General features: G+C 51.3%; 24 protein-coding genes. 5 read left to right on the top strand and 19 right to left on the bottom strand.

What is annotated here, in order from left to right; all coding sequences use genetic code 11:
• Positions 1–13: 13 nt before the first annotated feature.
• From ABXG94_RS10750 to ABXG94_RS10740, 3 genes are read right to left on the bottom strand one after another with little or no spacing between them, the layout of a single operon-like run.
• Positions 14–1,333 (bottom strand): TRAP transporter large permease, encoded by a 1,320-nt coding sequence (locus ABXG94_RS10750; protein ID WP_353534095.1) that lies wholly within the window; start codon positions 1,331–1,333, stop codon positions 14–16.
• The gene (locus tag ABXG94_RS10745) at positions 1,330–1,872 is read right to left on the bottom strand and encodes a TRAP transporter small permease (protein ID WP_353534094.1); all 543 of its coding nucleotides are present in this window, start codon (positions 1,870–1,872) and stop codon (positions 1,330–1,332) included. Before ABXG94_RS10745 ends, ABXG94_RS10750 begins: the two co-directional genes overlap by 4 nt.
• 40 nt (positions 1,873–1,912) lie before the next feature.
• On the bottom strand, positions 1,913–2,833 hold the full coding sequence (locus ABXG94_RS10740) for an SMP-30/gluconolactonase/LRE family protein (protein ID WP_353534093.1): 921 nt from the start codon (positions 2,831–2,833) through the stop codon (positions 1,913–1,915).
• An 82-nt stretch (positions 2,834–2,915) separates the two neighbouring features.
• Here ABXG94_RS10740 and ABXG94_RS10735 point away from each other — a divergent pair, with 82 nt between their 5' ends.
• Positions 2,916–3,782, top strand: a complete 867-nt coding sequence (locus tag ABXG94_RS10735) for an amidohydrolase family protein (RefSeq protein WP_353534091.1) — start codon at positions 2,916–2,918, stop codon at positions 3,780–3,782.
• On the opposite strand, the gene ABXG94_RS10730 is transcribed toward ABXG94_RS10735, so the two are convergent.
• The 11 genes from ABXG94_RS10730 to ABXG94_RS10680 all read right to left on the bottom strand — a co-directional run bounded on the left by ABXG94_RS10730 (position 3,779) and on the right by ABXG94_RS10680 (position 15,600).
• Complete coding sequence (locus ABXG94_RS10730) at positions 3,779–4,489, bottom strand: GntR family transcriptional regulator (RefSeq protein WP_353534523.1); 711 nt, start codon at positions 4,487–4,489, stop codon at positions 3,779–3,781. The two genes, ABXG94_RS10735 and ABXG94_RS10730, sit on opposite strands and share 4 nt — an antisense overlap.
• 141 nt (positions 4,490–4,630) lie before the next feature.
• Positions 4,631–7,219, bottom strand: coding sequence for an aconitate hydratase AcnA (acnA, locus tag ABXG94_RS10725; protein WP_353534089.1), 2,589 nt, complete (start codon positions 7,217–7,219; stop codon positions 4,631–4,633).
• Entirely contained in the window at positions 7,216–8,259 is a 1,044-nt protein-coding gene (locus ABXG94_RS10720; RefSeq protein WP_353534088.1) for an AbrB family transcriptional regulator, read from the bottom strand. The genes acnA and ABXG94_RS10720 overlap by 4 nt, the downstream gene beginning before the upstream one ends.
• Entirely contained in the window at positions 8,256–8,729 is a 474-nt protein-coding gene (rraA, locus tag ABXG94_RS10715) for a ribonuclease E activity regulator RraA (protein ID WP_353534087.1), read from the bottom strand. The genes ABXG94_RS10720 and rraA overlap by 4 nt, the downstream gene beginning before the upstream one ends.
• Before the next feature lie 7 nt (positions 8,730–8,736).
• The gene (otnC, locus tag ABXG94_RS10710; protein ID WP_353534086.1) at positions 8,737–9,378 is read right to left on the bottom strand and encodes a 3-oxo-tetronate 4-phosphate decarboxylase; all 642 of its coding nucleotides are present in this window, start codon (positions 9,376–9,378) and stop codon (positions 8,737–8,739) included.
• A complete protein-coding gene (otnK, locus tag ABXG94_RS10705) occupies positions 9,375–10,661 on the bottom strand; it encodes a 3-oxo-tetronate kinase (protein WP_353534085.1) in 1,287 nt (428 codons plus the stop codon). Before otnK ends, otnC begins: the two co-directional genes overlap by 4 nt.
• Positions 10,662–10,673: 12 nt before the next feature.
• Positions 10,674–11,345 carry an aspartate/glutamate racemase family protein gene (locus ABXG94_RS10700; RefSeq protein WP_353534084.1) on the bottom strand — a complete coding sequence of 224 codons (672 nt, stop codon included), beginning with the start codon at positions 11,343–11,345 and terminating at the stop codon, positions 10,674–10,676.
• Between the two features lie 88 nt (positions 11,346–11,433).
• Positions 11,434–12,507 carry an isocitrate/isopropylmalate dehydrogenase family protein gene (locus tag ABXG94_RS10695; protein ID WP_353534082.1) on the bottom strand — a complete coding sequence of 358 codons (1,074 nt, stop codon included), beginning with the start codon at positions 12,505–12,507 and terminating at the stop codon, positions 11,434–11,436.
• Between the two features lie 52 nt (positions 12,508–12,559).
• A complete protein-coding gene (locus ABXG94_RS10690; RefSeq protein ID WP_353534081.1) occupies positions 12,560–14,101 on the bottom strand; it encodes a tripartite tricarboxylate transporter permease in 1,542 nt (513 codons plus the stop codon).
• A gap of 12 nt (positions 14,102–14,113) precedes the next feature.
• Complete coding sequence (locus ABXG94_RS10685; protein ID WP_353534080.1) at positions 14,114–14,545, bottom strand: tripartite tricarboxylate transporter TctB family protein; 432 nt, start codon at positions 14,543–14,545, stop codon at positions 14,114–14,116.
• Between the two features lie 65 nt (positions 14,546–14,610).
• On the bottom strand, positions 14,611–15,600 hold the full coding sequence (locus ABXG94_RS10680) for a Bug family tripartite tricarboxylate transporter substrate binding protein (RefSeq protein ID WP_353534078.1): 990 nt from the start codon (positions 15,598–15,600) through the stop codon (positions 14,611–14,613).
• A 311-nt stretch (positions 15,601–15,911) separates the two neighbouring features.
• Between ABXG94_RS10680 and ABXG94_RS10675 the strand changes: the two genes are divergently transcribed.
• Entirely contained in the window at positions 15,912–16,838 is a 927-nt protein-coding gene (locus ABXG94_RS10675) for a GntR family transcriptional regulator (RefSeq protein ID WP_353534076.1), read from the top strand.
• 1 nt (position 16,839) lies between these two features.
• The gene (locus tag ABXG94_RS10670) at positions 16,840–17,229 is read left to right on the top strand and encodes a methylglyoxal synthase (RefSeq protein WP_353534074.1); all 390 of its coding nucleotides are present in this window, start codon (positions 16,840–16,842) and stop codon (positions 17,227–17,229) included.
• Positions 17,230–17,426: 197 nt separating this feature from the next.
• On the opposite strand, the gene ABXG94_RS10665 is transcribed toward ABXG94_RS10670, so the two are convergent.
• The 5 genes from ABXG94_RS10665 to ABXG94_RS10645 all read right to left on the bottom strand — a co-directional run bounded on the left by ABXG94_RS10665 (position 17,427) and on the right by ABXG94_RS10645 (position 22,913).
• Entirely contained in the window at positions 17,427–18,083 is a 657-nt protein-coding gene (locus ABXG94_RS10665; protein WP_353534073.1) for a GntR family transcriptional regulator, read from the bottom strand.
• A 54-nt stretch (positions 18,084–18,137) separates the two neighbouring features.
• Complete coding sequence (locus ABXG94_RS10660; protein ID WP_353534072.1) at positions 18,138–18,563, bottom strand: universal stress protein; 426 nt, start codon at positions 18,561–18,563, stop codon at positions 18,138–18,140.
• Complete coding sequence (locus ABXG94_RS10655; RefSeq protein ID WP_353534071.1) at positions 18,556–21,150, bottom strand: TRAP transporter permease; 2,595 nt, start codon at positions 21,148–21,150, stop codon at positions 18,556–18,558. Before ABXG94_RS10655 ends, ABXG94_RS10660 begins: the two co-directional genes overlap by 8 nt.
• 70 nt (positions 21,151–21,220) lie before the next feature.
• Positions 21,221–22,201 carry a TAXI family TRAP transporter solute-binding subunit gene (locus ABXG94_RS10650; protein ID WP_353534070.1) on the bottom strand — a complete coding sequence of 327 codons (981 nt, stop codon included), beginning with the start codon at positions 22,199–22,201 and terminating at the stop codon, positions 21,221–21,223.
• Positions 22,202–22,238: 37 nt separating this feature from the next.
• On the bottom strand, positions 22,239–22,913 hold the full coding sequence (locus ABXG94_RS10645; RefSeq protein ID WP_353534068.1) for a GntR family transcriptional regulator: 675 nt from the start codon (positions 22,911–22,913) through the stop codon (positions 22,239–22,241).
• Positions 22,914–23,202: 289 nt separating this feature from the next.
• Between ABXG94_RS10645 and ABXG94_RS10640 the strand changes: the two genes are divergently transcribed.
• Complete coding sequence (locus ABXG94_RS10640) at positions 23,203–24,570, top strand: NAD(P)/FAD-dependent oxidoreductase (RefSeq protein ID WP_353534066.1); 1,368 nt, start codon at positions 23,203–23,205, stop codon at positions 24,568–24,570.
• A gap of 9 nt (positions 24,571–24,579) precedes the next feature.
• On the top strand, positions 24,580–25,401 hold the full coding sequence (proC, locus tag ABXG94_RS10635) for a pyrroline-5-carboxylate reductase (RefSeq protein WP_353534064.1): 822 nt from the start codon (positions 24,580–24,582) through the stop codon (positions 25,399–25,401).
• The last annotated feature ends 23 nt before the right edge of the window (positions 25,402–25,424 follow it).

Raw genomic sequence — 25,424 nt, 5'->3', positions numbered from 1 at the left:
GAAATCAGGCGCATCACTGTGTCAGTCCCGGAAGAAACATCGACAGTGGTGGAAAGAAAGTGACAATCATCAACGTGATGATGGTTGCGATCATCCAGGGCAAAGTGGCCTTAAATACCGAGAGCACCGGTAATCCAGAGATCGAACTCGCGACAAAAAGATTAATGCCGACAGGTGGCGTGATCAGACCCAGCTCGATATTCACAACCATAACGATTGCAAAATGTACGGGATCAATACCCAAGCTTTCAGCGGCAGGCACCAAAAGCGGCGCAAAGATCAGGATTGTTGGCACGCCTTCAAGGAAGAAGCCAACAATAACCAACAATACATTCACGCAGAGCAAGAACACGATGGGTGACACATTCATGTCGAGCACAAATTGCGCCATCGCAGCGGGCACACCAACCTTGGTCAAGAAAAAGCCAAACAACAACGCATTCGCGGTGATCCAAAAAATCATACCAACACGCGGGCCGGTTTCGGCGGTGACCTTAAGCATCTCGCGAAAGCTCAGCTCGCGATAGACAAAGAACCCGATGAACATCGCAAGAACCGCCGCTATTGCCGCAGCTTCAGTTGGGGTAAAGATCGCACCGCCATCATAGTAATACCCAAACAACGTAAATTCGGGGAAACCGTAGATACCCATGACGATAAAGGCAGGCAAAGACAGGGCTGGCAGGCTGGAACGAAAGGCCGATCGCAGCTCGCCGCGGCTAGCACGTTCACGCACTTGGATGCCTTCTTTGATGGCCAAAAAGCGCGCTGTGAACAGCAGCAATGCACCATAAAGAATGCCAGGGATAATACCTGCCAAGAACAACGCAGGGATCGAAGTTTCCGTTACAAACCCATAAAGGATCAGCGGAATGGATGGCGGTATCAGAATCCCGATCGAGCCTGACGTCGCCAAGGCCCCGATAGCATATTTGTCTGAATAGCCCTCTTTCTTGAGCGATGGGTAGAGAATATTTCCGACAGCCGCGACAGTTGCTGGGCTTGAGCCAGAGATTGCTGCAAAGAAAATGCAGGTCAAAACGGTGGTCATGCCCAAGCCGGCGCGCAGGTGGCCAACGATGGCTTGCGCAAAGTTCACAAGGCGTTGCACAAGGCCACCCCGCTCCATCAAACCGGCGGCGAGGAAGAAAAACGGAATTGCCATCAGCGTAAAATGGTTGAGGTTGGCAAAGAACTTTTGCCCAACAATCCCATCCGCGATGGGCGAAAACATCATGGAACTGACCAAGGCAGATCCGCCCAATGCCACCGCAATCGGTGCGCCAATGATGATCAGCCCAAAGAAGACTATGACAAGCGTGAGAACGATCATTCGATAACGCCCTTCTTATATTTGGCGCCGATATGGTCGCGATATTGGTCTTCGGGATGGAGCGTGCTTGGTTTGTAAAACAGCGTGTAAAGTACTAAGCCATACCGCAGTGTCATCAGCGCGGTGATGATCGGCACGATCAAAAACGGATACAGCAACTTGATGCCAAGTTCCGGATGCAGTGCATTGATAAGGTTTAAGAATTTTGCATAAAACACCGCGTCTAGCAGCACATAGGCAGCAAGAGCAAACGCCGCACCAAGAGACAGGAAGTTCAAAATTGCACGTAGTTTGGGTGAGACTAGACTGGGCAGCAAATCCACACGCGGATGAAATCCATCGCGCACCGCGCGCACCGCGCCAAATAACATCGCCCAGATCAAGGCAGTGACAAGCCCTGCTTCAAGCCAATGAATTCCGGTGTTAAACAGATATCGCAGTACAACTTGTAAGAAGGCCATAAACAGACCTGCCAAAAGCAGCGACACCATGATCCAGTCTTCTATGACACATAAGATGTCATCAATTTTTTTTATCATTTTTCCCTCCCAAACGCGTCACGCCTTCACGACGCGTTGATTATGTATGTGCGTACATCTGCTTTCCTGCGAACGGCAGCTCGACCCGTAAGATCGAAGAGCTCTCTGCCTCTGTGATGTAGAGATGCCGCCCCTCTGGGCCGCCAAAGGCACAATTCGCTGTCAAAATCCCTTTGGGTGAGCGGATGCGAAACATCGGTTCACCAAGTCGCGACATGACCCAGACGGTACCAAGCCCCATATGACCAATTATCAATTCACCACCTTCCCCGAGAGCCAGACCGTCTGGGCCCGCTAATCCGCCCGAAAGCTGAATAAAGGTGCCAGATTTAACGACGGTCCGACTGCCGGGAAGGAACCTGATACGCCAGACGGCGTTCATGCGCGTCACAGCAAGAAAAAGCTGGCCTTCGTTCTCATTCAAAACAAGGCCATTTGGGCTCGGTATATTGTCCACAAGACACTCAAGCTCGCCCGAGGTGCGCAGACAGAAAAGTCGCCCATGCGCTGATTGCAGACCACTTTGCCCTTGATCCGTAAAGTAAAGGTCGCCGTTTGATGCAAAATGCAGATCATTGAGCCCGTGGAACCGCTCCAAAGCTGGTCGCGTTAGAAACGGTTCCACCTTTTGACTATCTGGGTCCATGACCATGATGCCATGTGCATGATCCGCTATGAAGATGCGCCCGTCCTTATGGATTTTTAGACCGTTTGGTTCTCCATCGTAGTCGGCTGCAACAGAAAAATTACCCTCTGGGTCACACCGTAAGATGCGCCCATGGCAGATATCGACGCAATATAGATTACCTGCGCGGTCAAACGATGGGCCCTCAAGAAACGCGCGGAAGTTTTTACCCGGATGCTGCACATCCCCCCATTCAGAGGCCCCTTTCGGGGCAAGCTCTGCAGGAACTTGCGCAAAGACTTCTGCTGTCAATTCTGTGGGTGGTGCGAAAAACATTAGGAAATCTCACATTGCATTTTATTCATCATAAAAGCAATAATACGCACAAAGCAACACAAATGTATGGATGTATAATCAAATGACCACTCATTTAAGACTGATCGATGCGCATGCCCATGTTTTTGCACCGGAAAAATTCCCTTACGCCGAAAATCGAAACTACACGCCAGGCAATGCGGATTGCGAAAAGCTTGCTGCACATATGGATCGAATCGGTGCAGATCATGTGGTTGTGGTTCAGCCCAGCACTTATGGCACCGACAATCGTGCGACACTTGAAGCGGTGGAAATCCTGGGCCAAGACCGCGCGCGCGCCGTTGCCGTTGTTGACCCCAGCAAACATGAGCCAGATCACATTCAATCGCTTTGGTCGTCTGGCGTGCGCGGATTGCGCGCCAACCTAAAAACCAGCGGCGCAACAGCAATTGATGTAGCAAAGGCACAGCTTGTTCAACTCAACGCCCAGATGAAGGGCACAGACATGATATTACAAATTTTCCTACCAGCAGATGTCATCTATTCATTGAAAGATACAATTGCTCAGCTCGGGCGCCCTACGATCCTAGATCACTTCGCCGGGCTAAAGACCGAAGATCCAAACTTTACCGAAACCTTAGACCGCGTGTCGGAAGTTCTAGCGTTGCCAAATGTAATTTTAAAAACGTCAGGCCTGTGCCGTGTGATCGACTACGCCGACTCGGCAGCGGCACTTGCACCCTATATCCCCAGCCTATTTGACGTCGCCAAAGGACGCATCATCTGGGGCAGCGATTGGCCGCATACTGGAAAATCGGCACAGCGCGCAACACGGCCCCTGTCTGAAATCGAGCCCTTTATGCACATTGACGATCTCGCTTATCTAGAACTCCTAAAACATTGGTGCAGAACCGATACAGAGTTCAACAATATAGCTCGACACACATCGTTGAATTTATTCAACTTTTAACTATTTCTGACTGTTGCCGTGTATCTAAATGAAAATGGTTCTACATAAAAAGATTCACCGTGTAAGATCACCATATCTTCCTCAGAAAACAGGGTGTGGGATCGTACCAACAACGGTGCCCCTGCGGTGACGTTCATCTGCTTTGCTTGATTTTCCGACGCTACCATTGCACGCAGGGCTGCATCAATGCGCCCTATGCGTATCCCAAGTCCCAATTCGATTAACTCGTGACCGCCCTGGGTTTCCAGCGCATGCGCCGAAACGTCTAAGATAATATCCGGAGAAAAATACCGTACTTCGGACCCAATACATTCATCCTCAACAAACCGAAGGCGCTCTAAAGTGCTAACCAGCGTCCCTTCGGCTATTCCAAGTTTACTAGCAACAATTGGCGACGCTGCCCTGCGGGAAAACGAAATCAAATGATAGGTCACATGATCACCGGAAACCGCCATTTCGTTTTCAAAAGATTGAATATTGTGGATGTCCAAATTGACACGCACCATCATGTCATCGGTCAATCGACAGGCAAACGTCCCTTGTCCAGCCTGGCGGCGCACGACACCCTCTAGGGCAAGGCGCGACATGACGGTTTGCACCGTTGATCGGCTCACCTCGAAGGATTTAGCGATTTGCTTTTCAGTCGGCAATCGCTGTCCAACCTTCAGTTTTTGGGATCGGATCTGTTCGACGAAATGATCGTAAATCCGTTGTTTTGCGGTAACTCCAGCGATAGCACTGCCCTCTTAGAAATAAACGGCGTTGAATAACCACTCATTTTTAACAAGTTTTGCGGAAAGGTACAGTCATTTGCACGGTGCCGACTTTTGCGCCGTTCAGTCATGAAGCTAAGTAATTTTTTGATGCAAGATTCCCGGCAGGATACCACCATGGCGTAACGTCTCGACTTCTTGCCAAGTTTCCACCGCAGCGACACAATCGATTATGCGGGTGCACCCATTGCGCCGTATAAGTCGGACATCTACCTTATGGCCTGGCGTTAAAGCCGCCGTCGGACTATGAACTTCGATCCGATCATGGGGGCTGACTCTCGCATTTTGGGGGACAAATTCATCTTGAACTTGCAGTGGTAAGATCCCCATACCAATCAAGTTGCTGCGGTGAATACGTTCAAAACTATTTGCAATGACTGCACGCGCACCCAGTAACGCCACACCTTTTGCAGCCCAGTCACGACTGGACCCCATACCATAGCGATGCCCTGCTAAAATCACGGTATTCTGACCCTGCGCTTGCAGCACATTTGCTGCATCAAACACAGGCAATGGCGCGCCATTCTCTAGAATGGTGAATGACGGCGGCAAGCCATCAGCCAGATAGTTTCGCGCGAGACGGTTGGTAAAAAGCCCCCGCACCATGACTTCCCAATTGCCGCGATAGGCCGCATAGACATTCAAATCTTGCGGATCTCCTCCGCGTTCAATCAACCATTGGCCAGCTGCGCTTTTAGGATCAATCCACCCGGCAGGTGAAATATGGTCCGTGGTCATATCATTTCCCAAAACCATCAATGGAGCGGCGGAATAGCACCCCAGACGTGATTTTTCGTTGAGGGATGCAAATTTTGGGCGCCGAAGATAGCGCGAACCTTTATCCCATGGGAACTGGGGGCCAGCCGCCGCTGGAATGGCCTGCCAAGCTGCACTTTGCCCAGCTTTGGCAAATGCTTGGCATACGTCAGACGCGCGAAAACCATCCGCAAGTGTTTGGTCAATTTCCGCCTCTGTCGGCCAAATATCGGCCAAAACGACAGGCGAGCCATCAGCAGATATACCGATCACATCCGTCAGGATATCGCCTTTGATCGTACCCTTTAGTGCATAGGCAATCACTAACGGAGGGGAAGCAAGATATCCAAGATCCAGTCTGGGGTGCACGCGCCCCGGAAAATTTCGGTTGCCGGACAACACTGCGCAAATTGCCTTACCTTCGCTCAGTGCAGTATCGATAATGGCCGGCAGAGGGCCTGAATTTCCGATGCATGTGGTACATCCAAAACCTACAATGCCAAATCCAAGAGCATCTAGATCTTCGGTCAATCCTGCCCGATCCAAATATGCCTGCGCAGAGGGCGAACCAGGTGCCAGTGAGGTTTTCACCCATGCTGGAGGCCTGAGCCCAAACTTGCGCGCTTTGCGCGCAAGCAAACCAGCAGTCACCAACAACCGAGGGTCAGATGTATTTGTGCAACTGGTGATCGCAGCCACCCCAACTCCGCCATCGGTTGGCACATCCATGCGTGTGGTTGCAGCGCAGAGCTCGCGCCCGAGAGCGGCTTCGACATTCTTTTGCGCCTCGATCGGTGCGCAACAATCTTGTGGTCTTCGAGGTCCAGCAATTTTGGGCGAAATGCTGGCTAAATCGATCGATACCTCACGGTTAAACTGTGGTGTCTCTTGCGGGTCAAACCAAAGACCCATCGCACAGAAAACTGGCTGAATACGCGCGCTTAATTCAGCGTCTCTCCCTGTGCGTTTAAGGTAATTTACAACTTCCGCATCAGCGGGAAAAAATCCAGTTGTTGCGCCATATTCCGGTGCCATGTTCGCCACGACAGCACGGGCATCAGCGCTAAGTGTGCCCACGCCTGGACCAAAAAACTCAACAAAACTTCCAGCGACCCCAGACGAACGCAACACCTGTGTCACCACAAGAGCAAGGTCAGTTGCAGTGGTACCCGCAGGCAATGCCCCTGTCAGTCGAACCCCAAGGACTTCAGGCACAGCAAGCGCGACAGAGTTGCCAAACATGACACTTTCCGCTTCGAGACCACCCACACCCCAGCCCAAGACACCAATACCATTGACCATGGGCGTATGGCTATCAGTCCCAAGAAGCATATCTGGATGCGCCGACCCATCTTCTTTGACCACCAATAATGTTGCAAGCTGTTCAAGGTTAATCGTGTGCATGATTCCTGTGCCCGGTGGATTCACCCGCACGCCTTGCATGTTAGAAGAAGCCCACTTCATAAACGCATATCGTTCGCTATTGCGCGCTATCTCATTCTTGGCATTTTGGGCGATAGCAGATTTTTCACCATAGACATCAACTGCAAGGGAATGATCCACCGAGACTTCGACAGGTAAAGTTGGCGTTAATTGCCTTGGGTCTTGTCCGGCCTCAGCCAAAGCATCGCGCAAACCGGCGATATCTGCCAAGGCAGGGGTACAAGTGGTATCATGCATCAACAGCCTGTTGGGGCGAAAGCAAAACTCCGAACTGCTGGTCTTGCCGGCTAACCAACAGTCCAACGCAAGCAAGAGTTGTGATCTATCGCCCCCTGCCCGTAGGTGGTTTTCTGCAAGCAAGCGCAACACATGTGGTAAACGGGTCAACCGTGAACCTAAGATTTTCACGAGATCAACGACCTGCAAATCCCCGCTAAAGGTATGAACCGTGTGGACTTCCATCATGCCTTATCCTGCCCGGTAAATTTTAGAATAATCGGGCCAGCAAAGAGCGCGCCCAAAACGCGCGCAATATGGTGAAACCCCACAATGGCAATATCTTGTCCCACGGCCACGGCAATCAACGACATTTCCGCGAGGCCCCCCGGTGCATAAGCCAAAGTCAAAGCAAGCGGGTCAGCGCCAAGATACTCCGCCGCTATCAATGCAGATCCAAAAGCTAATGAAATTTGCACCATCACGACAGCAAGTGCCGCCAAACCAACTTGCAACAACAATTTAGGTGCAACGCCGATGAACCGTGCACCAACGTTAATTCCAATAAAAATTTGCAAAAGATTTGAGATCTGTGCTGGCACTGAAAAATTGGCCACACCAATGAGATGTAAAACAGCGCAGAGGGCCAAAGGAACCAGGATCAAACCAGCGGGAAAACTTTTAAAACGATCCGTTACAACACCTGCAAGAATGCAAAAGCCGAACCACGCCCAATCGCTCACCACAAATTCGGCCTGCGTTGCCACATTGGCCCGAACAATTTCCGCATCTGCAATCAGGCCGATCAGAACCGGTATGATCAAGATAGCTAAAGCGATGCGCAGCGCGTGAACAATCGCCACGCGCCACTGTTCGCCACCTGTAATTTCACTGAGCAAAATCATCTCGGTAATCCCACCGGGCACCGCACACAAAGCGGCTTCGGCACGCCCAAAAGCAAAAGCTCGACGCATGAGATGGAAATTGCAAATACCGCCCGCTATCATAACGGCGGCCATAAACAAAAACGACGGCCACCAAGTAAGCAAGGATGTCAAAACGCCAAGTGTAACCGAGGCTCCCAACATTGTTCCAACCGAGGCCTTTACATAGGGCATCGCGCGATTTGGAGGGTGTACCGGCAATTTCAAAACCGACATGGCGATGGTGCAAAGCATTGCGCCAACCATCCACCCCAAAGGGATGCCACTTAGCGAAACAACCCATCCCCCGGCCGCCGCAGCAGCTATCGTAATTGCGGGCCAGATGTATTCAGATTTGGCACTCAAACCAAATTCACAGGACTGTACAATACGCCATCGGCATCTGCGTAGACATATTGGCCGGATTCAAATATGACGCCGCCAAAGGAAATTTCACACCCAAATTTGCCCCAGTTTTCTTTCGCTGATTTCACTGGCGAGGTGCCCAAAGCAAAGACTGCAATGTCCATTTCGTCAACTTCGACACTATCGCGAATTGCACCGTTGATGATCAATCCTTGCCACCCGTTGTCAATTGCCCAGCCCGCCATTCGGTCACCCAAAATTGCAATGCGCGTCGACGCACCACCATCAACCACCAAAATGCGCCCCTCGCCCGGGGATTTTAGCAATTCGCGTATTGTGCTGTTGTCTTCAAAGCATTTAACGGTCTCGATTACGCCGCCAACAAACTCTTTTGTACCGAACTTCCGAAAAGGAAGATGCACGAGTTGTAGTTTGTCTGCGTGATCGTCAATCAGGTCTGCGGTTTTCATAATGTCCTCAAATGGTTCCAAAGGTTGTCTTTAGATCGGCAACCTCGGTTTCGTTCAAAAGTTTGGTTTTTTGTCCACGCAGGGCGACCAGCAGCTTTGCGGTTTCTTCCAGCTCTTCGGCCGCGCAAACCGCCGAGAATAGGTTTTTTCCGCTCACCACAGGACCATGATTTCCAAGCAAGACAGCCGCATACTGACCTTTTAGATCGCGGATCAGCTGTCCGGACTTTGGGTCACCCGGTTTCACATATGGCACCAATTTCACAGTGCCCACACGCATCACCACATAAGGTGTCAGAGGTGGCACGCAGTCATCTGGATCCACATCGACCAAACACGAAAGCGCCGTGGCCCAAGTGGAATGCAGGTGCACAACGGCGCCAGCTTCTGGACGGGTCTCATAAAAGGCCTGATGCAGAAAAACTTCTTTGGTTGGGCGATCTCCCGCGACGTGATTTCCCTCTAGATCGATTTTTGCGATACGCTCAGGCACCAGGTCCCCAAGGGTTACATTTGTCGGTGTCATCAAAATCCCATCTTCCAGTCGGACAGAAACATTCCCTGCTGTGCCAACCGAAAATCCGCGATCAAACATTGATTTACACAGTCGCGCCATCTCATCGCGCGCTTTTACTTCCGCGGGATTCATATGTCTGCTCCCATGATGGAAAGGGCCTTTTTGAAAAAGTCTGGCGCGCCGAAGTTGCCTGATTTCAAAGCAAGCAATACAGGGTCTGTCTCTCCGACCTTCAAGACAGGAATGCCGGGATCTATCTCCGGACCGATTTGCATCGCAGGGTTGCCAAGTTCGTCAGCCACTGCTTGCGCAACGGCTCCGGATGTTTCACCTCCCGCAACAACGATCTTGCGGTATCCGTTCCCGATCAGTTGGCGTGCGGTGTCTGCAAAAAGTGCATCAAGCGTCGCCGCGACTTTGTCACGGCCAAATTTCTCTTGGATTTTGCGAACCGCCTCAGGCGTTCCGGATGAATAGACCAATGGCTGTTTACCTTGGTTTTCAGCAATGAAAGCGACAAGCGTGTCGGCGGTTACCTTGCCAGACATGACATCCGGAACATCAATTGCATAGGTTGCCTGACGGCTCGCGTGCAAATCCACTTGCTCACGGGTTGCGCCAGAACAAGACCCAGCAAGGATCGCATCAGGGCCGGTTTGCGCATCTAGCGTAGTATCGCCCCCCCGTGCCAAACGTTTGCGGATAAAGTTGCGCGGCAGGCCAAGCGCTATCCCAGATCCGCCTGTGATCAGAGATGCGTCTTGCAGTGCTGCACCAATTGTCATGAGATCTTGGTCTGATGTCGCATCAACTACCGTAAACATATTGCCCCTACGCGCATCGTCAGCCAACGCCGCGGCAACGGCTTCTGAACCCGCGCTGACAACTGCTTGTGCAACGTGACCAACGCTCCATTCGGTCTGCAAAGACAGAAAACGGCGGATATCGGGATCAGTCATAGGAGTCAGCGGATGGTTCTGCATTCCGCTTTCATTGAGCAACTTGTCAAAAACAAATAAATGTCCCTGATACACTGTCCGGCCAACGGTGGGGAAAGCCGGGCAAACCACAACGCCACGTGCATTCATTGCCAATGCAAGCGCCTGCCCTACTGGCCCAATATTGCCTTCACTGGTTGAATCAAAAGTTGAACAGTATTTGAAAATGATTTGCTGGCATCCCTGCGCAAGCAGCCATTCCAATGCAGCTAGGCTTTCTGACACGGCTTCTTCGACCGGTGCAGTGCGGCTTTTCAGAGAAATTACGCCCGCTTCAATATGAGCTGGTGCCGGTGAATTTGGCACGCCCGGGAACTGAGCAGTTGCCAGCCCTCCCTCAGGAGCGGCACCTTTAGCGAGCGTGTTTGCAATATCACTTGCGCCTGTGAAATCATCTGCAATGACACCAATCAACATTTGACAGGATCCTTATTTGGGTGTTCCGCACAGCGCGGACTTTAGTTTTTTGATGGCGGCTTCAGGGCTGGTCAAAACGGGTACATCGGTCACCGCACGTACTGCATTCGCTGCGCGTGCCATTGAGAAATGAGCCAGCAATATCGCATCGGCCTTGCCGATGGTTTTTGCAGCTTTAGCAATCAGGCGATCATGTGTGTCCGCGTTTCCAGCCTTTAATGCGTCAAGCGCACCTTCAGCAAAAACTGATCGAATCTTGGCGGAAGACCTTTGGCTTTCTGCCTCTTCGACAAACTCGTCTACCATGCCCTTTACGGCTGGTGCGAAGGTATAGATCATTGCGATGTCGTCACCTTGTGCAATGGCAGCTTCAAACATCGCTTCGTTTGGTTTTAGTACCGGAATATCAGATGTCTCTGCAGCCTCTTCGATGCCGCGGCCAAAGGCAGAACAGGTATAAAGAATACCATCCGGCTTCATGCCTTCCGCATATCGCGCAAGACGCACAATGCGGGCATTTAGCTGATCAAGGGTTGCGGCTCCGCTCGCGCGGTCCGCAGACAGACCTTCTTCCAGAATTGTAACCGTATCCGCGTCAGGCCAGAGCTCTTTGGCGGCCGTCTCGATTGGCTCGACGGCCACTCGGGTTGCATGGATCAAAGCAATTCGCGGATTTGAAGACATTAGAATTCTTTCAAAAAGGGCGGGTGGTGCCGACCGGCACCACCCTAATATGGTCGACCAGAGAGAGGGCGGTCGGCCACGGGAGAGATCAGGCCGCAGCCACCGCTTCAGCAACGTAGGTACCGAAAACATCACAGTTTACAGAACCACCAAGGTCACGTGTGCGTTTGGCTGGATCGTCAATAACCGCGTCAACCGCGTCCGCAATCGCGTTGCCCGCGTCTTGCAATTTCTGGATACCGCGCTGCTCACCAAGCCATGTCAGCATCATCGCTGCAGACAGGATCAAAGAACATGGGTTTGCAACGTTCTGGCCCTGAATATCAGGCGCAGAACCATGTTGTGCTTGTGCACAGCACAGGCCGGTTTCTGCGTTTGCGTTGATCGAACCTGCAAGACCCAAAGAGCCAGACAGTTCGGACGCAAGGTCTGACAGGATGTCGCCGTAGAAATTGGTCGCAACAACAACGTCATATGCTTCTGGATTACGAACAAGCAGAGCTGCGAATGCGTCAACAATGAACTCTTCTGTTTCAACTTCCGGGTATTCTTTCGCAACTTCACGGAAGCACTCAAGGAACAGACCATCGGTCATCAAAAAGGAGTTCGCTTTGTGGATCGCAGCGATTTTTTTGTTGCGCTGCATCGCCAGCTTAAAGCCTTCACGACAGATACGCATGGAGCCATGACGGGTGATTTTACGGACCGACAATGCCATATTTTCGTCAGGCATCATTTCGCCAACGCCTTTGAACATGTTGCGGTCTGGGTAAAAACCTTCGGTCGCTTCGCGCATGATCACCAGATCCATGTCTGGCGCTTTATTAGGTATAAAGCTACGGGTGCGCGCCGGGCGTACGTTTGCATAGAGGTCCAGGCCGATGCGGAAGCCCGCAGACACATTGCGCCCGCCGTCGACTAATGGTGGGTAATCCATATGGGATTGTGTGCCTAGGATAACACCATCAAATTCCGTACGTGCGCGATTCAAAACCTCTTCGCGCAGCGTAATCCCGTGCTTTTCAAGGCTAGGGAAGCCGGATTCTTCTTCGTGGAACGTCAAACCCAGGTCAAATTTCTTATTCGCAGCTTCAACGACCTTCAGTGTCTCCGCCATAATTTCCGGACCAATGCCATCGCAGGGCAGCGTCATAATTTTCATTTTAGTTACTCCTTAGTTGGCCCATCAGGACCATATTGAGATAGATGTCGGCTCAATCGCCAACGAATGCTTCTTCGTCGCGCGCAGCTTCCATTTTCTTTTTGATGCGGCGGCCCATCACCATGGGCAGAACAAAACCGGTGACCGCGATAACCCAGAGAATGATTGCCAAAGGACTGCCAAACAGGACCATCCAGTCGCCATCAGAAATCGTCATGGCGCGGCGCAGGTTCACTTCCATCTGATTGCCAAGCAGGATGCCAAGGATCACTGGAACCAGAGACACATCCAGTTTGCGCAAGACCCAGCCAGCAATGCCAAAGCCAACCATCAGCATCACATCAAAACTTGAGCCGGTGATGCTGTAGATGCCAACAAAGGAAATCATCGCCACAATCGGCATCAAAATGCGCGTTGGTACCATCAGCACCCGGGTAAAGATGCCGACCAACGGGATGTTCATTGCGAGCAAGATAAAGTTTGCTAAGAAAAGCGCCGCGATCAGTCCCCAGACAACATCCGGGTTCTTGGTGAACAAAAGCGGGCCAGGCGTGATATTCAGTTGCAAAAGAACCGCCAACAGAACTGCTGTCGTGCCTGAACCAGGAACGCCTAGGGCGAGCATTGGAACAAGGGCACCACCTGATGCGGCATTATTGCCAGCTTCAGGCGCAGCGACGCCGCGTGGGTCGCCCTTCCCAAAGGTCTTGCCATCGCGATCAACTGTTTGTTTTTCCAGCGAATAGGCAAGGAATGATCCCAACGACGCGCCCGCCCCTGGCAGAACACCCGCAAAAAAGCCCAACCCAGTGCCCCGTGCCATCGACGGTATACAGCGCTTGATCATGCCAAAATCTGGCATAATGCGGCCAATCTTGACCTCGCCAGAGGACGCCACAGCACCCCCACGGTGATTTTCAAGGAAAATAAACACTTCGCTCAGCGCAAACAGGCCAACAATCGCGATTAGGAAATCAATGCCGTCATAGAGATGAATATGGTCAAAAGTGAAGCGCTGCGAGCCGGTTTGAGAATCGCTCCCAATCATCGCGATTCCAAGACCCAGCGCAGCTGCAAAGGCCGACTTGGCCTGATTGTTTGAAGAGATCCCGCCCAGAGTTGCAAAGGCAACCGTGAACAACACAAAGTATTCCGCCGGGCCAAACAACAAGGCAATTTTCACAAGTTGCGGTGCCAATAAAACAAGCCCGCAAGTGGCAAAGAACGCCCCTACAAATGAAGCAACACCTGACAGGGACAATGCTTCGCCTGCCATGCCCTTTTTCGCCATTGGATAACCATCCAGACAGGTCATCATCGCCGGTTCGTCACCGGGAATGTTCAGCAGGATCGAACTGATCCGCCCGCCATACATCGCGCCGTAATACACACTGACCAGCAAGATCAGAGATGGTGTTGGACCAAGCCCCATTGAAAACGCGATGGGAATTAAGATGGCGACGCCATTTGCAGGCCCTAGCCCTGGCAAAGCGCCCATCAAGGTGCCCAAAAAGCACCCAACAACGGCGAGGAAAAAGTTCTGCGGTGTAAGCGCTACCGCGAAACCGTCTGCGAGGAGTGAAAGAATTTCCATGATTTATGACCTTCAGAAACCGAGTGGACCTTCGGCCAATGCAAGGCCAAGGATCAGATGGAAAACGACGTAAATTCCGACGGATGTCGACGCTCCGGCAACCAGAGACCACAGAGGCTCGGTGCCAAGCCGCCAGGTCAAATAGGCCGTTGCAAATACGGTTGAAATCAAGAAGCCAAGCTCTGGAAGCGCCAAACAATACAGAAACATTACAGCGGCCGCGAAAACGATCTCTGAGAACGCCTTGAAGTGCGGCCAATTGGGTTCTTCATCGGGACGAATTATGAAATAGAGCGAACAAATTCCAATAATTGTGCCAACGATGTAGGGGAACGCTCTGGGGCCGACGACATCGACCATAAAGCTGTCTTTGATGATTGAAGCGGCCCAAATGTAGAAAACGGCTAGCGCCAACCCAAAGATGCCGAATATACGATCACTCATGTTCATTTCTCGATTTTTTACTGAAATGGCCGGCCCGTTTGCACAGGCCGGCCAAATAAGTGTGGCTACTTAATGATGCCGATTTCACGGGACAGCTTCTCAACGTCAGCAATGCTGCCCGCTACGAAGTTGTACATGTCATCGCCAAAATTGTTGAACGGTGCGATCGCGGCTGCATCCAAGGTCTCTTGAAAACCAGGATCAGCTGCCATGGTTTGGATTGCATTTGACCAAAACGTTTTGGCTTCATCAGATGCACCCGCAGGCATGTAAAGACCGCGCCAGTTGGCACCGACCACGTCATAACCTAGTTCCTTGGCCGTCGGGATATCTGGATAATTGGTTAGGCGCGTCGGAGCCATGATGCCGATGATACGGATATCGCCAGCTTCCAAGAAACCCAGCATTTCAGAGAAATCACCCGACAAAGCTTCGGTTGCGCCAGACAGCAGACCGGTCATAGCTTCACCGCCACCGTCAAATGAGACGTATTTCAGCTTGGTGACATCTTCCATGCCCGCCTCGCGTGCGACCAACATTGGTTTGATGTGGTCAAAGCTGCCAACCGAGGATCCGCCTGCGATACCCACAGAGCGAGGATCTTCCATGATGTCATCCATCATGTCTTTGAGCGTTTGGTATTCGCTGTCGGCGCGCACCGCGATGGCCCCATATTCCGCGCCGAACGTGGCAAGGAAATGCACATCGTCTTGCTTTGCACCTTCGTAAATGCCCTGCGCGATACGCGCGCTGGTGCTCATTGAAGCAGCAACGATCAGGTTGTTGTCGTCGTTACGTTCTTTTGTGACGTGGGCAAAAGCAACGCCCCCGCCGCCACCAGACATGTTGGTGACCTGCATTGAGTCTTCGATAACACCCAAATCAAACAGGTATTTTGCGGTTGTCCGGCAAATGAAGTCCCATCCACCACCAGGGTTGGATGGAGCGATACATTGTGGGCTTTCAGCCTGAAAGCCTTCGGCAGAAGCCGCTGTGAACATAGTGCTTGCCATGAGTGTCGCTGCGACACCAACAAATGCGATTTTCTTGAACAAACTATTTCCTCCCAGAATTGTACGACGAATCTTCGTCTGCGCTAAATTTGCATATTAATTTACAAAAAACCAATATTAAATTGCACTGAAGGACACAGAAAACCAATCAGCGTGATTTTCTTGTAAATAAAATTTAAATTTTTCATAAGGTTACACACCAACATCTTTGTACCAAAAAAAATTTCGTTTCTTATTTTGGATAACAAGTGCAAAATAACCAGACGAACTTTTGATAACTCCAGCGTGAAATTTGGACGTGAACTAATGCGTCTCAAAAAAGTAAAAACGGCCCATTCCGAGGAAACGAAGCCTTGAGAACAACTGATTTAAGTAACAAAATCGCCCGACGCATTGCGCAGGAAATTTTGAACGGCACAATTGCGGAAGAATCCCATATTGGCACTCAGACCATCGCGAACAGTTACCAAGTTTCCCGCACACCCGTTCGAGACGCCTTAATTGCCTTGGAAGAAGTTGGCTTGCTCGAACGCATCCCAAATCGCGGCTATTTCGTGCCCCGAAACCTTTCACCTGAAGCACTCAAGCAATTCACTGACGCGCAAGAAGAAGAAGGCAACGTCTACCAGCGTTTTGCCGAAGATTGGCTAACGGATGAGCTGCCCGAAATTGTTTCTGAACAAAGCTTACGCCAACGCTATGGAGTGACAAAAACCGGCACAAACGAACTGCTTAGCCGTGCTGCTCGCGAAGGTTGGGCAGAGCCCAAAGACGGCTATGGCTGGAAACTGTTGCCCGTCGCCAAGACGGCCGAGGCCTTTGATGAAATCTACCGGTTTAGGATGGCCATTGAACCTGCCGCCATGCTGGAACCGACTTTTGAGGTGAACCGAGATGTGCTGGATGATCTGCGCCGCACACAGGAAAGCATGCTTGAAAATGACATTTCAGAAACACCCGGCGAAGTGTTGTTGCGCAATGGGTCTGAGTTTCATGAACAACTGGCGCGCCTGTCAGGAAACCCTTTCTTTTTAACCGCCCTGCAACGCGTCAACCGCATGCGCCGCCTGATGGAATACCGTGCAGAAATCAATCGCGAGCGGATTGTCGAGCAATGCAGCGATCACCTAGAAATACTAAGCCTCTTAGAACGCGGCGAAATTGCGGATGCTTCCTATCTCATGCGTCGACATCTTAGCGGCGCGCTCAAGCGCAAATCTCCAGTTGCTTGGAATTGGGCTGCAGACAAAACCATTATAACCAAGAAAGCCGAAGGCTGATATGAAACCAGATGATAGCCCTACCCTCAGCATGGCCTTGGTCGCCCATGACCAGATGAAAGACACGATGATCGAATGGGTAACAAAACACCGAGATCTATTGGCTGGCTTTGAACTTTTTGGCACTGGCACAACGGGCGGACGCATAGCAGAGGAAACCAGCCTCGATATAAAACGCCTAAAAAGTGGACCGCTAGGAGGCGATGCACAAATCGGGGCCATGATTGCAGAAAACCGTCTAGATGTGTTGGTATTTTTTACAGATCCGCTCTCTGCAATGCCGCATGATGTAGACGTAAAATCACTTCTCAGATTGGCGACACTTTATAACACGGCTTTGGCCATAAATGAGAAAAGCGCGACCCTATTGCTAAGTGCTTTAAGGACCTGAAGTACAACAGTTTATTCTGGCATTCTTCACTGATCGCCTCATCGCGTACCTCTTCTGGCACTAAATCTTATTATCTCGCTAACACCATATGATTGCGCGACATGGTCGATCATGGTGATCACGCTGCAAGTCGATTACCCAAGTGACTGACCAAGATCCCAAGACCTGCCGCCTCGGTGAAAGCATTATTGCACAAACTAGCCCGCGCGCCGTCGCCTCAGAAAGGCTGCCGTGACTTTCTTTGTCGTTAAAATATGGTCCTTCAACAATGCAGCTGCCTCATCCGCAGCGCCATTTTTACAGGCGTTCAAAATCATCTGATGTTCTTGCTGAGGCCGTTCAAGACCAGACGCCGTTGACACAATTGTATTTGAATATGGGCCCAGACGTGACCGCAGGTCAGCGATCATCTTTAGCAGATGATCGTTATTGCAGGGTTCATATAGGCACAAGTGAAATGCAATATTAGAGGCACTCCAGGCCGTCGGCTCTGTCTGGCTGTCATAGGCAGACAAAATCTCTTCGGCCTTTGCAAAATCCGCAAAGATCATATTTGGAACGGCAAGTTCGATAGCAAGACATTCCAAAGCAATTCGAATATCAATCAGGTTAAGAATCTCATCGTCCGAAATTTCGCGAACAATGGCACCGCGGTTTTTTCTGAACTCGACAAATCGCTCTGCCTCAAGCTTCAATAATGCCTCGCGGACAGGCACCTTGCTGACGCCAAATCGAATGCCAATCTCGTGCTGTCTCAGTGCTTGCCCCGGTGGCAATTTTCCCGATGCAATCTCGTCTTTTAACCTGTCATAGATGGGCTGGCTGGAACTCTTGCTGTCTGTAAACTCTGTCATAGCCTAGCTATATATTAAGCCCACGGAACACAAAAGCTCTCAGCCAATTAATCCTCAGTCGCGCACCACCATGACCGAACCGCGTGAATGCCGCACAACACGCGCGGCATTTGGGCCCAGTAAATAGTCACTGAGCTCTGGTCGATGCGAGGCAAGAGCGATCAGATCGGCCTTGGTCCGTTCGGCGATCTTTAGGATCTGATCATAAATAGCGCCTTCTGCAACGATGTGGTGTTTGACAATTCCATCCGTTTTTTGCTCGGCCGTGAAATCATGCAAACGCTGCATGGCTGCCTGCGTCATTTGTTTCTGAAATCCCGCAGGAAAAAATGTAGAGGCCATGGCCCCCACCGGAACGACCACATTTAAGAAATGTAACGTCGCCCCGTTGTCGCGTGCGATTTGAATGGCAGTTTGCACCGCCTTTTCACTGGCTTCCGCCTGGTCAAGATCAATGGGAACTAGGATGTGATTATACATGGCTCATTTCTCCTGATTTCCGGCGACGCGACAGTTGGAACATCACCAACAGAGCCAAAATCCCATAGGCTGGAATATAGAACCATTCTTTAGACATGCGGGCATTTGGTTGGTTCAACTCAAGCACTTCCCAATCAAAGTCCACGCCCCATCGTTGTGCTGGGCTATTGAAATCAACGTTGTCCACAAAGACGCCATCTGGATCAATGCGCATGGTCATGCCGGTTGCCGCTTGTAAGCGGTCTTCACCAGAAGCCCCAACATCCCCCAGCGGAATAGCCACTTTGCGTTCGACAATGTCACCCGAGAAATTCTCGCCGCGCATGAACATTTGGATTTGTGCATCCGCCTCTGCCCCTTTGACGACTTGGTAAATCGCGGTTGGATCAACCTCGGTGAAGGGCGGTTGCACTTTGTCCAACCAAAAGGCCGGGCGTAACAGCGACAAGGCGATGACAATCATCAATGCGCTTTCAACCCTAAAGCTTTTGACCAGGAAATACCCCTGTGTCGCAGCTGCAAAGACACACATCGCCACCGTCGAGGAAACAATTATCAATGTGGCGCTCCACCAGTTTTCAACACCGATCAACAGCATTTCTGGATTGAACACGAAGATGAAGGGCAAAATTGCTGTGCGCAAAGAATAATAAAAGGCCTGAATGCAGGTTTTCATCGGGTCTGATCGCGCGACCGCGGCACCTGCAAAACTGTCCACCGCCACTGGAGGTGTCGTGCCTGACATAAGGCCAAAATAGAAAACAAACAGATGCACGGCAAACAATGGGATCACTAGACCATTTTGCGCCGCAAGCGTAACCAACGGCTGTGCCATGACGCTTGCAACAACAATATAGTTTGCTGTCGTCGGCAAACCCATGCCCAGAACAATACACATGATCGCTGTGAACAGCAGCATTATCATAACGTTGCCACCGGCGACGGCGTCAATGATTTCAGTCATCAACAGGCCAAGACCTGTCAAAGAAACGACGCCCACGATGATACCAGCTGCTCCCATCGCAACCGCAATGCCAACCATGTTACGCGAACCGGAAATGAAACCTTCGACAAGATCGCGAAAGCCATCGCGCAGCTCGGCACCAAATCCGCCGGTTTTGTCACCGCGGAAATACGCCATGATGGCCTTTTGCGTCAGCATGATGAACACCATGACAACAATGGCCCAAGAAACCGCAAGGCCTGGTGACAGGCGCATAACCATCAAGCACCAGATCAGCACACCAATTGGCAGAGCAAAGTGAAGCCCAGCCATGAGGGTTGGTTTCAGTTCTGGGATTTCGATCAAAGGCGCTTCGGGATCGTCGATTTCCAATTCTGGATAGCGCGATGCGATCTTCAACAACCAAAGGTAAAGCACGATCATAATCAGCCCGGCAATGGGCGTTGCCATGTCGCCGGCAAGCATGCCAAGACCTGTTGCAACAGCATAGACAATCCCACTGACAAGCGCGACTGCCCCAAAGCCAAACAGGAAACTCCAGATCTTTTGCAAAAACGTGGATTCGCGCACCTTGGCCAGCATCGGCATATTCGCCTTAACCGCCTCCAAATGCACAATGTAGAAGAGACCGACATAGCTGACGATAGCCGGTACAAAGGCATGTACCACCACTTCAAAATAGGTGATCCCCACAAATTCAGTCATCAAAAAGGCCGCGGCCCCCATGACAGGTGGCATGATTTGTCCGTTGATTGATGATGACACTTCGATTGCGCCGGCCTTTTCGCCGGAAAAGCCAATGCGCTTCATCAGCGGGATAGTAAATGTGCCGGTGGTGACAACGTTTGCAATGGCAGAACCAGAGATCAAACCGGTCAAGCCCGACGAAACAACCGCCGCTTTGGCCGGGCCGCCGCGCAGATGCCCCAGCATCGAGAAAGAGAGTTTGATAAAGAAGTTCCCTGCGCCGCCTTTGTCCAGCAACGCGCCAAAAAGCACGAAGAGGAAAATAAAACTGTTGGACACACCAAGCGGCAAGCCAAACACACCTTCGGTGGTCAAAAACATATGGTCGACATAGCGGTTCAGACTAAAGCCACGGTGCGATATCAGCTCTGGCAGCATCGGTCCAACAAAGACATAAACCGAAAAGACAGCGGCCACGATCACCAAAGAGATGCCCAAAACCCGGCGGGTAATTTCCATCACCAAAATCATACCGGCGATCGACACAAAGGTTTCAGCCGTTGTACGAATGCCGCCCGCGTTGTTCACAACGTCACGGTAAAACACAAGAATGTACAACGAGCAGCAGGCTGCCAACAGGCCAAATATCCAGTCATAGGCTGGGATATAAGAACGAGGCGCATTCACATACGCCGGAAATGTCATAAAGCCCAAGAACAAGGCAAAGGCCAAGTGGATGGATCTTTGCTGACTGTCGTCAATCAGACCTAAACCTGTGACGAAGGGAAGCGGAGAGGCCATATAGAGTTGGTACAGGGGCCACAGCAACGCCACACCCAGCACAATCTTTTTGGCGAGGCCCGACGGATCGCGTGCGCCAGTGTCATTCTCTGCGATCAGATCATCAAGTTCCTCTTGATGAAGCTTATCAGTCATCTTCACTCCCCCTCAGTAGGATATACGATGACGGCCGCAAAACCTGCGGCCGCCAAAGATTGTTCTTAGATTATTTGATCAGGCCAACTTCGCGGAAGTAGCGCTCTGCACCAGGATGGAAGGGAACGGAACGACCGTTCACAACGGAACCTTCGCGCGAAATCGCAACATAAAGTGTTGATTGCGCTTTGAAGTCTTCGAAATTATCGAACACAGATTTCACAAGGTTATAGATCACGTCTTCGTCCGCATCAGCAGAGGCAACCAAAGTCGCAGGCAGACCCCAAGTGGTCAGCTCTTCGGTTTGACCACGGTAGGTGCCATTCGGAATGACAGAACGGCCGTAATATGGGAATTCTTCGATCATCGCGTCGATGGTCGCGTCATTCCAGTTCAATACGGATGCGTCGCATGTGTTGGTTGCTTCGGTGATAGAAGATGCAGTCACACCGGTGGTGTAAAAGAATGCATCGATCTTACCGTCACACAGCGCCTGAGCTTGCTCACGAGATGTCAGGCGTGTTGCTTGACCAAAGTGAGAGTCTACATCACTGCCATACCGCGAAAGTGCAAAGTTCATGGTTGCTTCGGTACCTGAACCCGCGTTGCCCACGTTGACAACTTTGCCTTCCAGATCAGAAAATTCTTTCAGGCCCAGATCTGCTCGAGAGACCAAATGTGCTGTGTCAACATGCAGCGAGAACAGGAAGCGCAGCTTATCGTTGGCACCGTTGCCTTCGAACTTTGATGTGCCGCGATAAGAGTGGTACTGCCAGTCCGCTTGCGCGATCGCTACGTCCATTTCCCCGGCTTGAATAGAGCGCAGGTTCGCAACAGATCCGCCCGTGGATTCAACGGTACAACGCACATTGTGGCCTTGCGCTTTGCGGCTTTTGTTCAGCACGTTGCAGATAAAGCCGCCTGTAGGATAGTAACCGCCGCCGATGCCCGCTGTACCGATGTTAACATATAGACGTTCTTGCGCGGAAACACCCGCCGCCATGGACATTGCCACACCGGCTGCCAGCGCGATTTTTGTAAGTCTACTCATGTTTTTCTCCCTTTGGTGAATGAGTATTCGTTTGATTCTAATTGGTTACATGTTGGGGTGGTCGCCTGCGCATAAACGCGGCCACTTCTTTTCTTGTTTCTTGAATATGTTGACGAGCGAGCCTGGTCGCCTGTTCCACATTGCCGTTCAGACAAGCGTCGACAATCAATTCATGATCTTTTTTGGGACGCTCCATGCCGTTGGCCTCGGTGACGACAAGTCGCAGCACCGGGCCAATCTTCACCTGAATATCTTCCAGCATGAACAACAACGAAGGATTGCCGCAGGGCTCGCAGAGCAACTGGTGAAATTCCTGGTTCAGCCTGCTCCAAGACGGAATATCTGGTGCTTGGGAATAGGCTTTGAGATTGTCCTGCAAAGCCTGAAGATCCGCCGCAATCATATTTGGCACGGCTTTTGAAATCGCCTGACATTCCAAGGCGGCCCGAATGTCGATCAAATCCAAAACTTCTTTGGCCGAAACGCCGCGCACAAATGCCCCTTTGTTTGGGCGCAGCAATACGAATCCTTCGGCCTCAAGGCGCTGCAAAGCCTCTCTGACTGGAACCTTACTTACCCCAAATTGCTTTGCGATCTCGCTTTGCCGCAAAGCGCTGCCTGCGGCGTACTCTGACGACAGAATAGAGGCCCTCAACGCCTGATAGATCGGCGTGGCTGCTCTTTGTGTTTCACTCTGCGCATTTTCTATCATTTGACCCCTCTTGGATTCCCTTCTTGCAAAACGTATACCATTTTGTCAATAAGGGATACGAAAAGGGCACACCTCTGCTGCCTCCAGGGTCCAAAGAAGAGACTATGTTTAATAATGAGCCGTAATTTTAAGAGGATCATCAGCGCAGAGTCGGACGCCTTGGCACCGTCATCGTGCAGTTTTGCTTTGATGATTCTTGCGTGCGCGATCATTCAAGCAGACTGGGCTTTTCAAGAATTCGCTAATCATCCTTAATAGAATGGCTAACCAGGAAATCGGTACGAGACACATGGCACCAAAAACCAAATTTGACGTTGCGATAATAGGCACGGGTATCATCGGCATATCCACGGCTTATTATTTGGCAAAGAACCATGGCATCAAAAATATCGCGTTGATTGACCGAGGTCAGCCCATGGAGTTCACTTCGGCCCAGTCAGGCGAAAACTATCGCAACTGGTGGCCGCATCCAGAGATGGTTGCCTTCACAAACCGCTCAATTGATCTGCTCGAAGACATCGCAACGGACAGTGGCAATCGCATCAATATGAACCGTCGAGGATATTCGTTGGTCACTCGCGAAACCAATATCGATGCGCTGGTGTCACAACTGCATGATGGATTGGGGGACACAGCCGACAGCTTGCTGCGCTATCACACCGATTCATCGGCACCCACCTATCAACGTCCGATCAAGCCGGATTGGCAGGGTGTGCCAAACGGGGTTGATATCCTTCAAAACCAAGACCTGATCAGATCCACTTTCCCATCCTACACCCAAGATGTGCAGACAATTATTCACATCCGCCGTGGTGGCGACATAAGCGGACAACAGCTTGGCATGTATATGCTGGAATATCTCAAGGAACAGGGTTTGACCCGTATCGTCGGAGATGTTGAAGGCATCAATCACACCGACGGCTATGCAATTTCGCTCTGCGGCGGCGAGATACCAGTTGTGCACGCTGAAAAGATTGTGAACGCGGCGGGACCGTTTGCCAAAGAGGTCGCCGAGATGCTGGGTGTCTCGCTTCCGGTGCATTGCACATTCCAACAGAAGATCGCATTTGAGGATCGCCAAAAAGCCATCCCGCGCACCATGCCCTTTACCATCGACTTAGACGGCCAAACCATCGACTGGTCAGATGAAGAACGAGAAATGTTGCTGCAAGAACCAGAATTCAGCTGGCTTGCCCAAGCAATGCCCGGCGCAGTGCACTGCCGTCCCGATGGCGGCGATAACGGCACCTGGCTAAAACTGGGTTGGGCCTTCAACGAAGAACCAACGCGCCCCAGCTGGACGCCCGAGCTGATGGACAATTACCCTGAAATCGTTTTGCGCGGCGCCGCGCGCCTAAACCCTTCACTCAAGGCCTATTATGGGCAGTTGCCACGCACCATGCATCATTATGGTGGCTATTACACCATGACCGAAGAAAACTGGCCATTGATTGGTCCAATGGGATCAGACGGCGCATTTATGAACTGCGCACTTTCCGGATATGGCACGATGGCAGCAACCGGTGCTGGCGAACTCTGTGCCGCCTGGGTCGCGGGCAGCGAACGTCCGGCATATGGCAAAAATTTCTCGATGGCACGGTATCAAGACACGGACTTTATGACCAAACTGCGCGCAAGCAACCGCGGTATTTTGTAAGGAAAAACAATGAAAACGATCCTTCTTATTGGCGCTGGTCGTATGGGCAGCGCAATGCTAAGCGGTTGGTTGAAGGGGCTAGATATGTCCGCTCACTTCATGGCCATTGATCCAAATAATAAGCCAAATATCGGCGATTTGGTCGAATATCCGCTTCCGGGCAAACAGTTCACCTATTTCAAAAGCCCGTCCGAGGTGCCCAAGCACATCAAGGCAGACGCGGTTATTCTGGCGACAAAACCGCAAATGGTGGCCGATGCTGTAAAATCCGTGCGGGCCTATGTTGGTCCAAATACGGTTTTGGCCTCTGTGGCAGCAGGGGTGCCGACCGAAACAATCAAAACAGCCATTCCTGGTCATCCGGCTGCGGTGCGCATCATGCCAAATATTGGGGCGATGGTTGGGCACTCTGTCAGCGCTGGCTTTGCTTCAGCCGAGGTCACGCCAGATCAGAAATCTTTGATTAATAAGCTTTTTGCAGCCATTGGTGTGTTCTCATGGCTCGCTTCCGAAGATGACCTACACACCGTCACCGCCCTGTCCGGCAGCGGCCCAGCCTATTATTTTGCGCTTTGCGAAGCGATGGTTGTTGCGGCGCAAGAACAAGGCTTGGCCGAAGAGGTCGCCAGAAATTTGGCAATTGGCACAATTGTTGCGGCAGGTCGGCTTTTGGAACAAACGCCTGATCCCACCCATCTGCGCAAAACGGTCACAAGCCCAAATGGCACCACGGCCGCTGGCCTTGAGGCCCTTGGCGAAGATGATGCGCTGGTGAAACTGGCCCAAAACACCATTAATGCAGCGCATAAACGATCGATAGAGCTGGCCTAACTGGTCGCCAAACCTCAAAGGAA

It is taken from the genome of Cognatishimia sp. WU-CL00825, from assembly GCF_040364665.1.
In the GTDB taxonomy this organism is placed as follows: domain Bacteria; phylum Pseudomonadota; class Alphaproteobacteria; order Rhodobacterales; family Rhodobacteraceae; genus Cognatishimia.
This window is presented reverse-complemented; position numbering and strand designations above follow the sequence as displayed.

What these genes read in the sequence shown, in the direction of transcription:
- ABXG94_RS10735 (WP_353534091.1), top strand. Translation starts at nt 2,916, where the DNA reads ATGACCACTCATTTAAGACTGATCGATGCGCATGCCCATGTTTTTGCA.
- otnC (WP_353534086.1), bottom strand. Translation starts at nt 9,378, where the DNA reads ATGAATCCCGCGGAAGTAAAAGCGCGCGATGAGATGGCGCGACTGTGT.
- ABXG94_RS10695 (WP_353534082.1), bottom strand. Translation starts at nt 12,507, where the DNA reads ATGAAAATTATGACGCTGCCCTGCGATGGCATTGGTCCGGAAATTATG.
- ABXG94_RS10655 (WP_353534071.1), bottom strand. Translation starts at nt 21,150, where the DNA reads ATGACTGATAAGCTTCATCAAGAGGAACTTGATGATCTGATCGCAGAG.
- ABXG94_RS10685 (WP_353534080.1), bottom strand. Translation starts at nt 14,545, where the DNA reads ATGAGTGATCGTATATTCGGCATCTTTGGGTTGGCGCTAGCCGTTTTC.
- proC (WP_353534064.1), top strand. Translation starts at nt 24,580, where the DNA reads ATGAAAACGATCCTTCTTATTGGCGCTGGTCGTATGGGCAGCGCAATG.
- ABXG94_RS10650 (WP_353534070.1), bottom strand. Translation starts at nt 22,201, where the DNA reads ATGAGTAGACTTACAAAAATCGCGCTGGCAGCCGGTGTGGCAATGTCC.
- ABXG94_RS10645 (WP_353534068.1), bottom strand. Translation starts at nt 22,913, where the DNA reads ATGATAGAAAATGCGCAGAGTGAAACACAAAGAGCAGCCACGCCGATC.
- ABXG94_RS10750 (WP_353534095.1), bottom strand. Translation starts at nt 1,333, where the DNA reads ATGATCGTTCTCACGCTTGTCATAGTCTTCTTTGGGCTGATCATCATT.
- ABXG94_RS10690 (WP_353534081.1), bottom strand. Translation starts at nt 14,101, where the DNA reads ATGGAAATTCTTTCACTCCTCGCAGACGGTTTCGCGGTAGCGCTTACA.
- ABXG94_RS10700 (WP_353534084.1), bottom strand. Translation starts at nt 11,345, where the DNA reads ATGTCTTCAAATCCGCGAATTGCTTTGATCCATGCAACCCGAGTGGCC.
- ABXG94_RS10740 (WP_353534093.1), bottom strand. Translation starts at nt 2,833, where the DNA reads ATGTTTTTCGCACCACCCACAGAATTGACAGCAGAAGTCTTTGCGCAA.
- otnK (WP_353534085.1), bottom strand. Translation starts at nt 10,661, where the DNA reads ATGTTGATTGGTGTCATTGCAGATGATTTCACAGGCGCAAGTGATATT.
- rraA (WP_353534087.1), bottom strand. Translation starts at nt 8,729, where the DNA reads ATGAAAACCGCAGACCTGATTGACGATCACGCAGACAAACTACAACTC.
- ABXG94_RS10640 (WP_353534066.1), top strand. Translation starts at nt 23,203, where the DNA reads ATGGCACCAAAAACCAAATTTGACGTTGCGATAATAGGCACGGGTATC.
- ABXG94_RS10745 (WP_353534094.1), bottom strand. Translation starts at nt 1,872, where the DNA reads ATGATAAAAAAAATTGATGACATCTTATGTGTCATAGAAGACTGGATC.
- ABXG94_RS10665 (WP_353534073.1), bottom strand. Translation starts at nt 18,083, where the DNA reads ATGACAGAGTTTACAGACAGCAAGAGTTCCAGCCAGCCCATCTATGAC.
- ABXG94_RS10660 (WP_353534072.1), bottom strand. Translation starts at nt 18,563, where the DNA reads ATGTATAATCACATCCTAGTTCCCATTGATCTTGACCAGGCGGAAGCC.
- ABXG94_RS10670 (WP_353534074.1), top strand. Translation starts at nt 16,840, where the DNA reads ATGAAACCAGATGATAGCCCTACCCTCAGCATGGCCTTGGTCGCCCAT.
- acnA (WP_353534089.1), bottom strand. Translation starts at nt 7,219, where the DNA reads ATGATGGAAGTCCACACGGTTCATACCTTTAGCGGGGATTTGCAGGTC.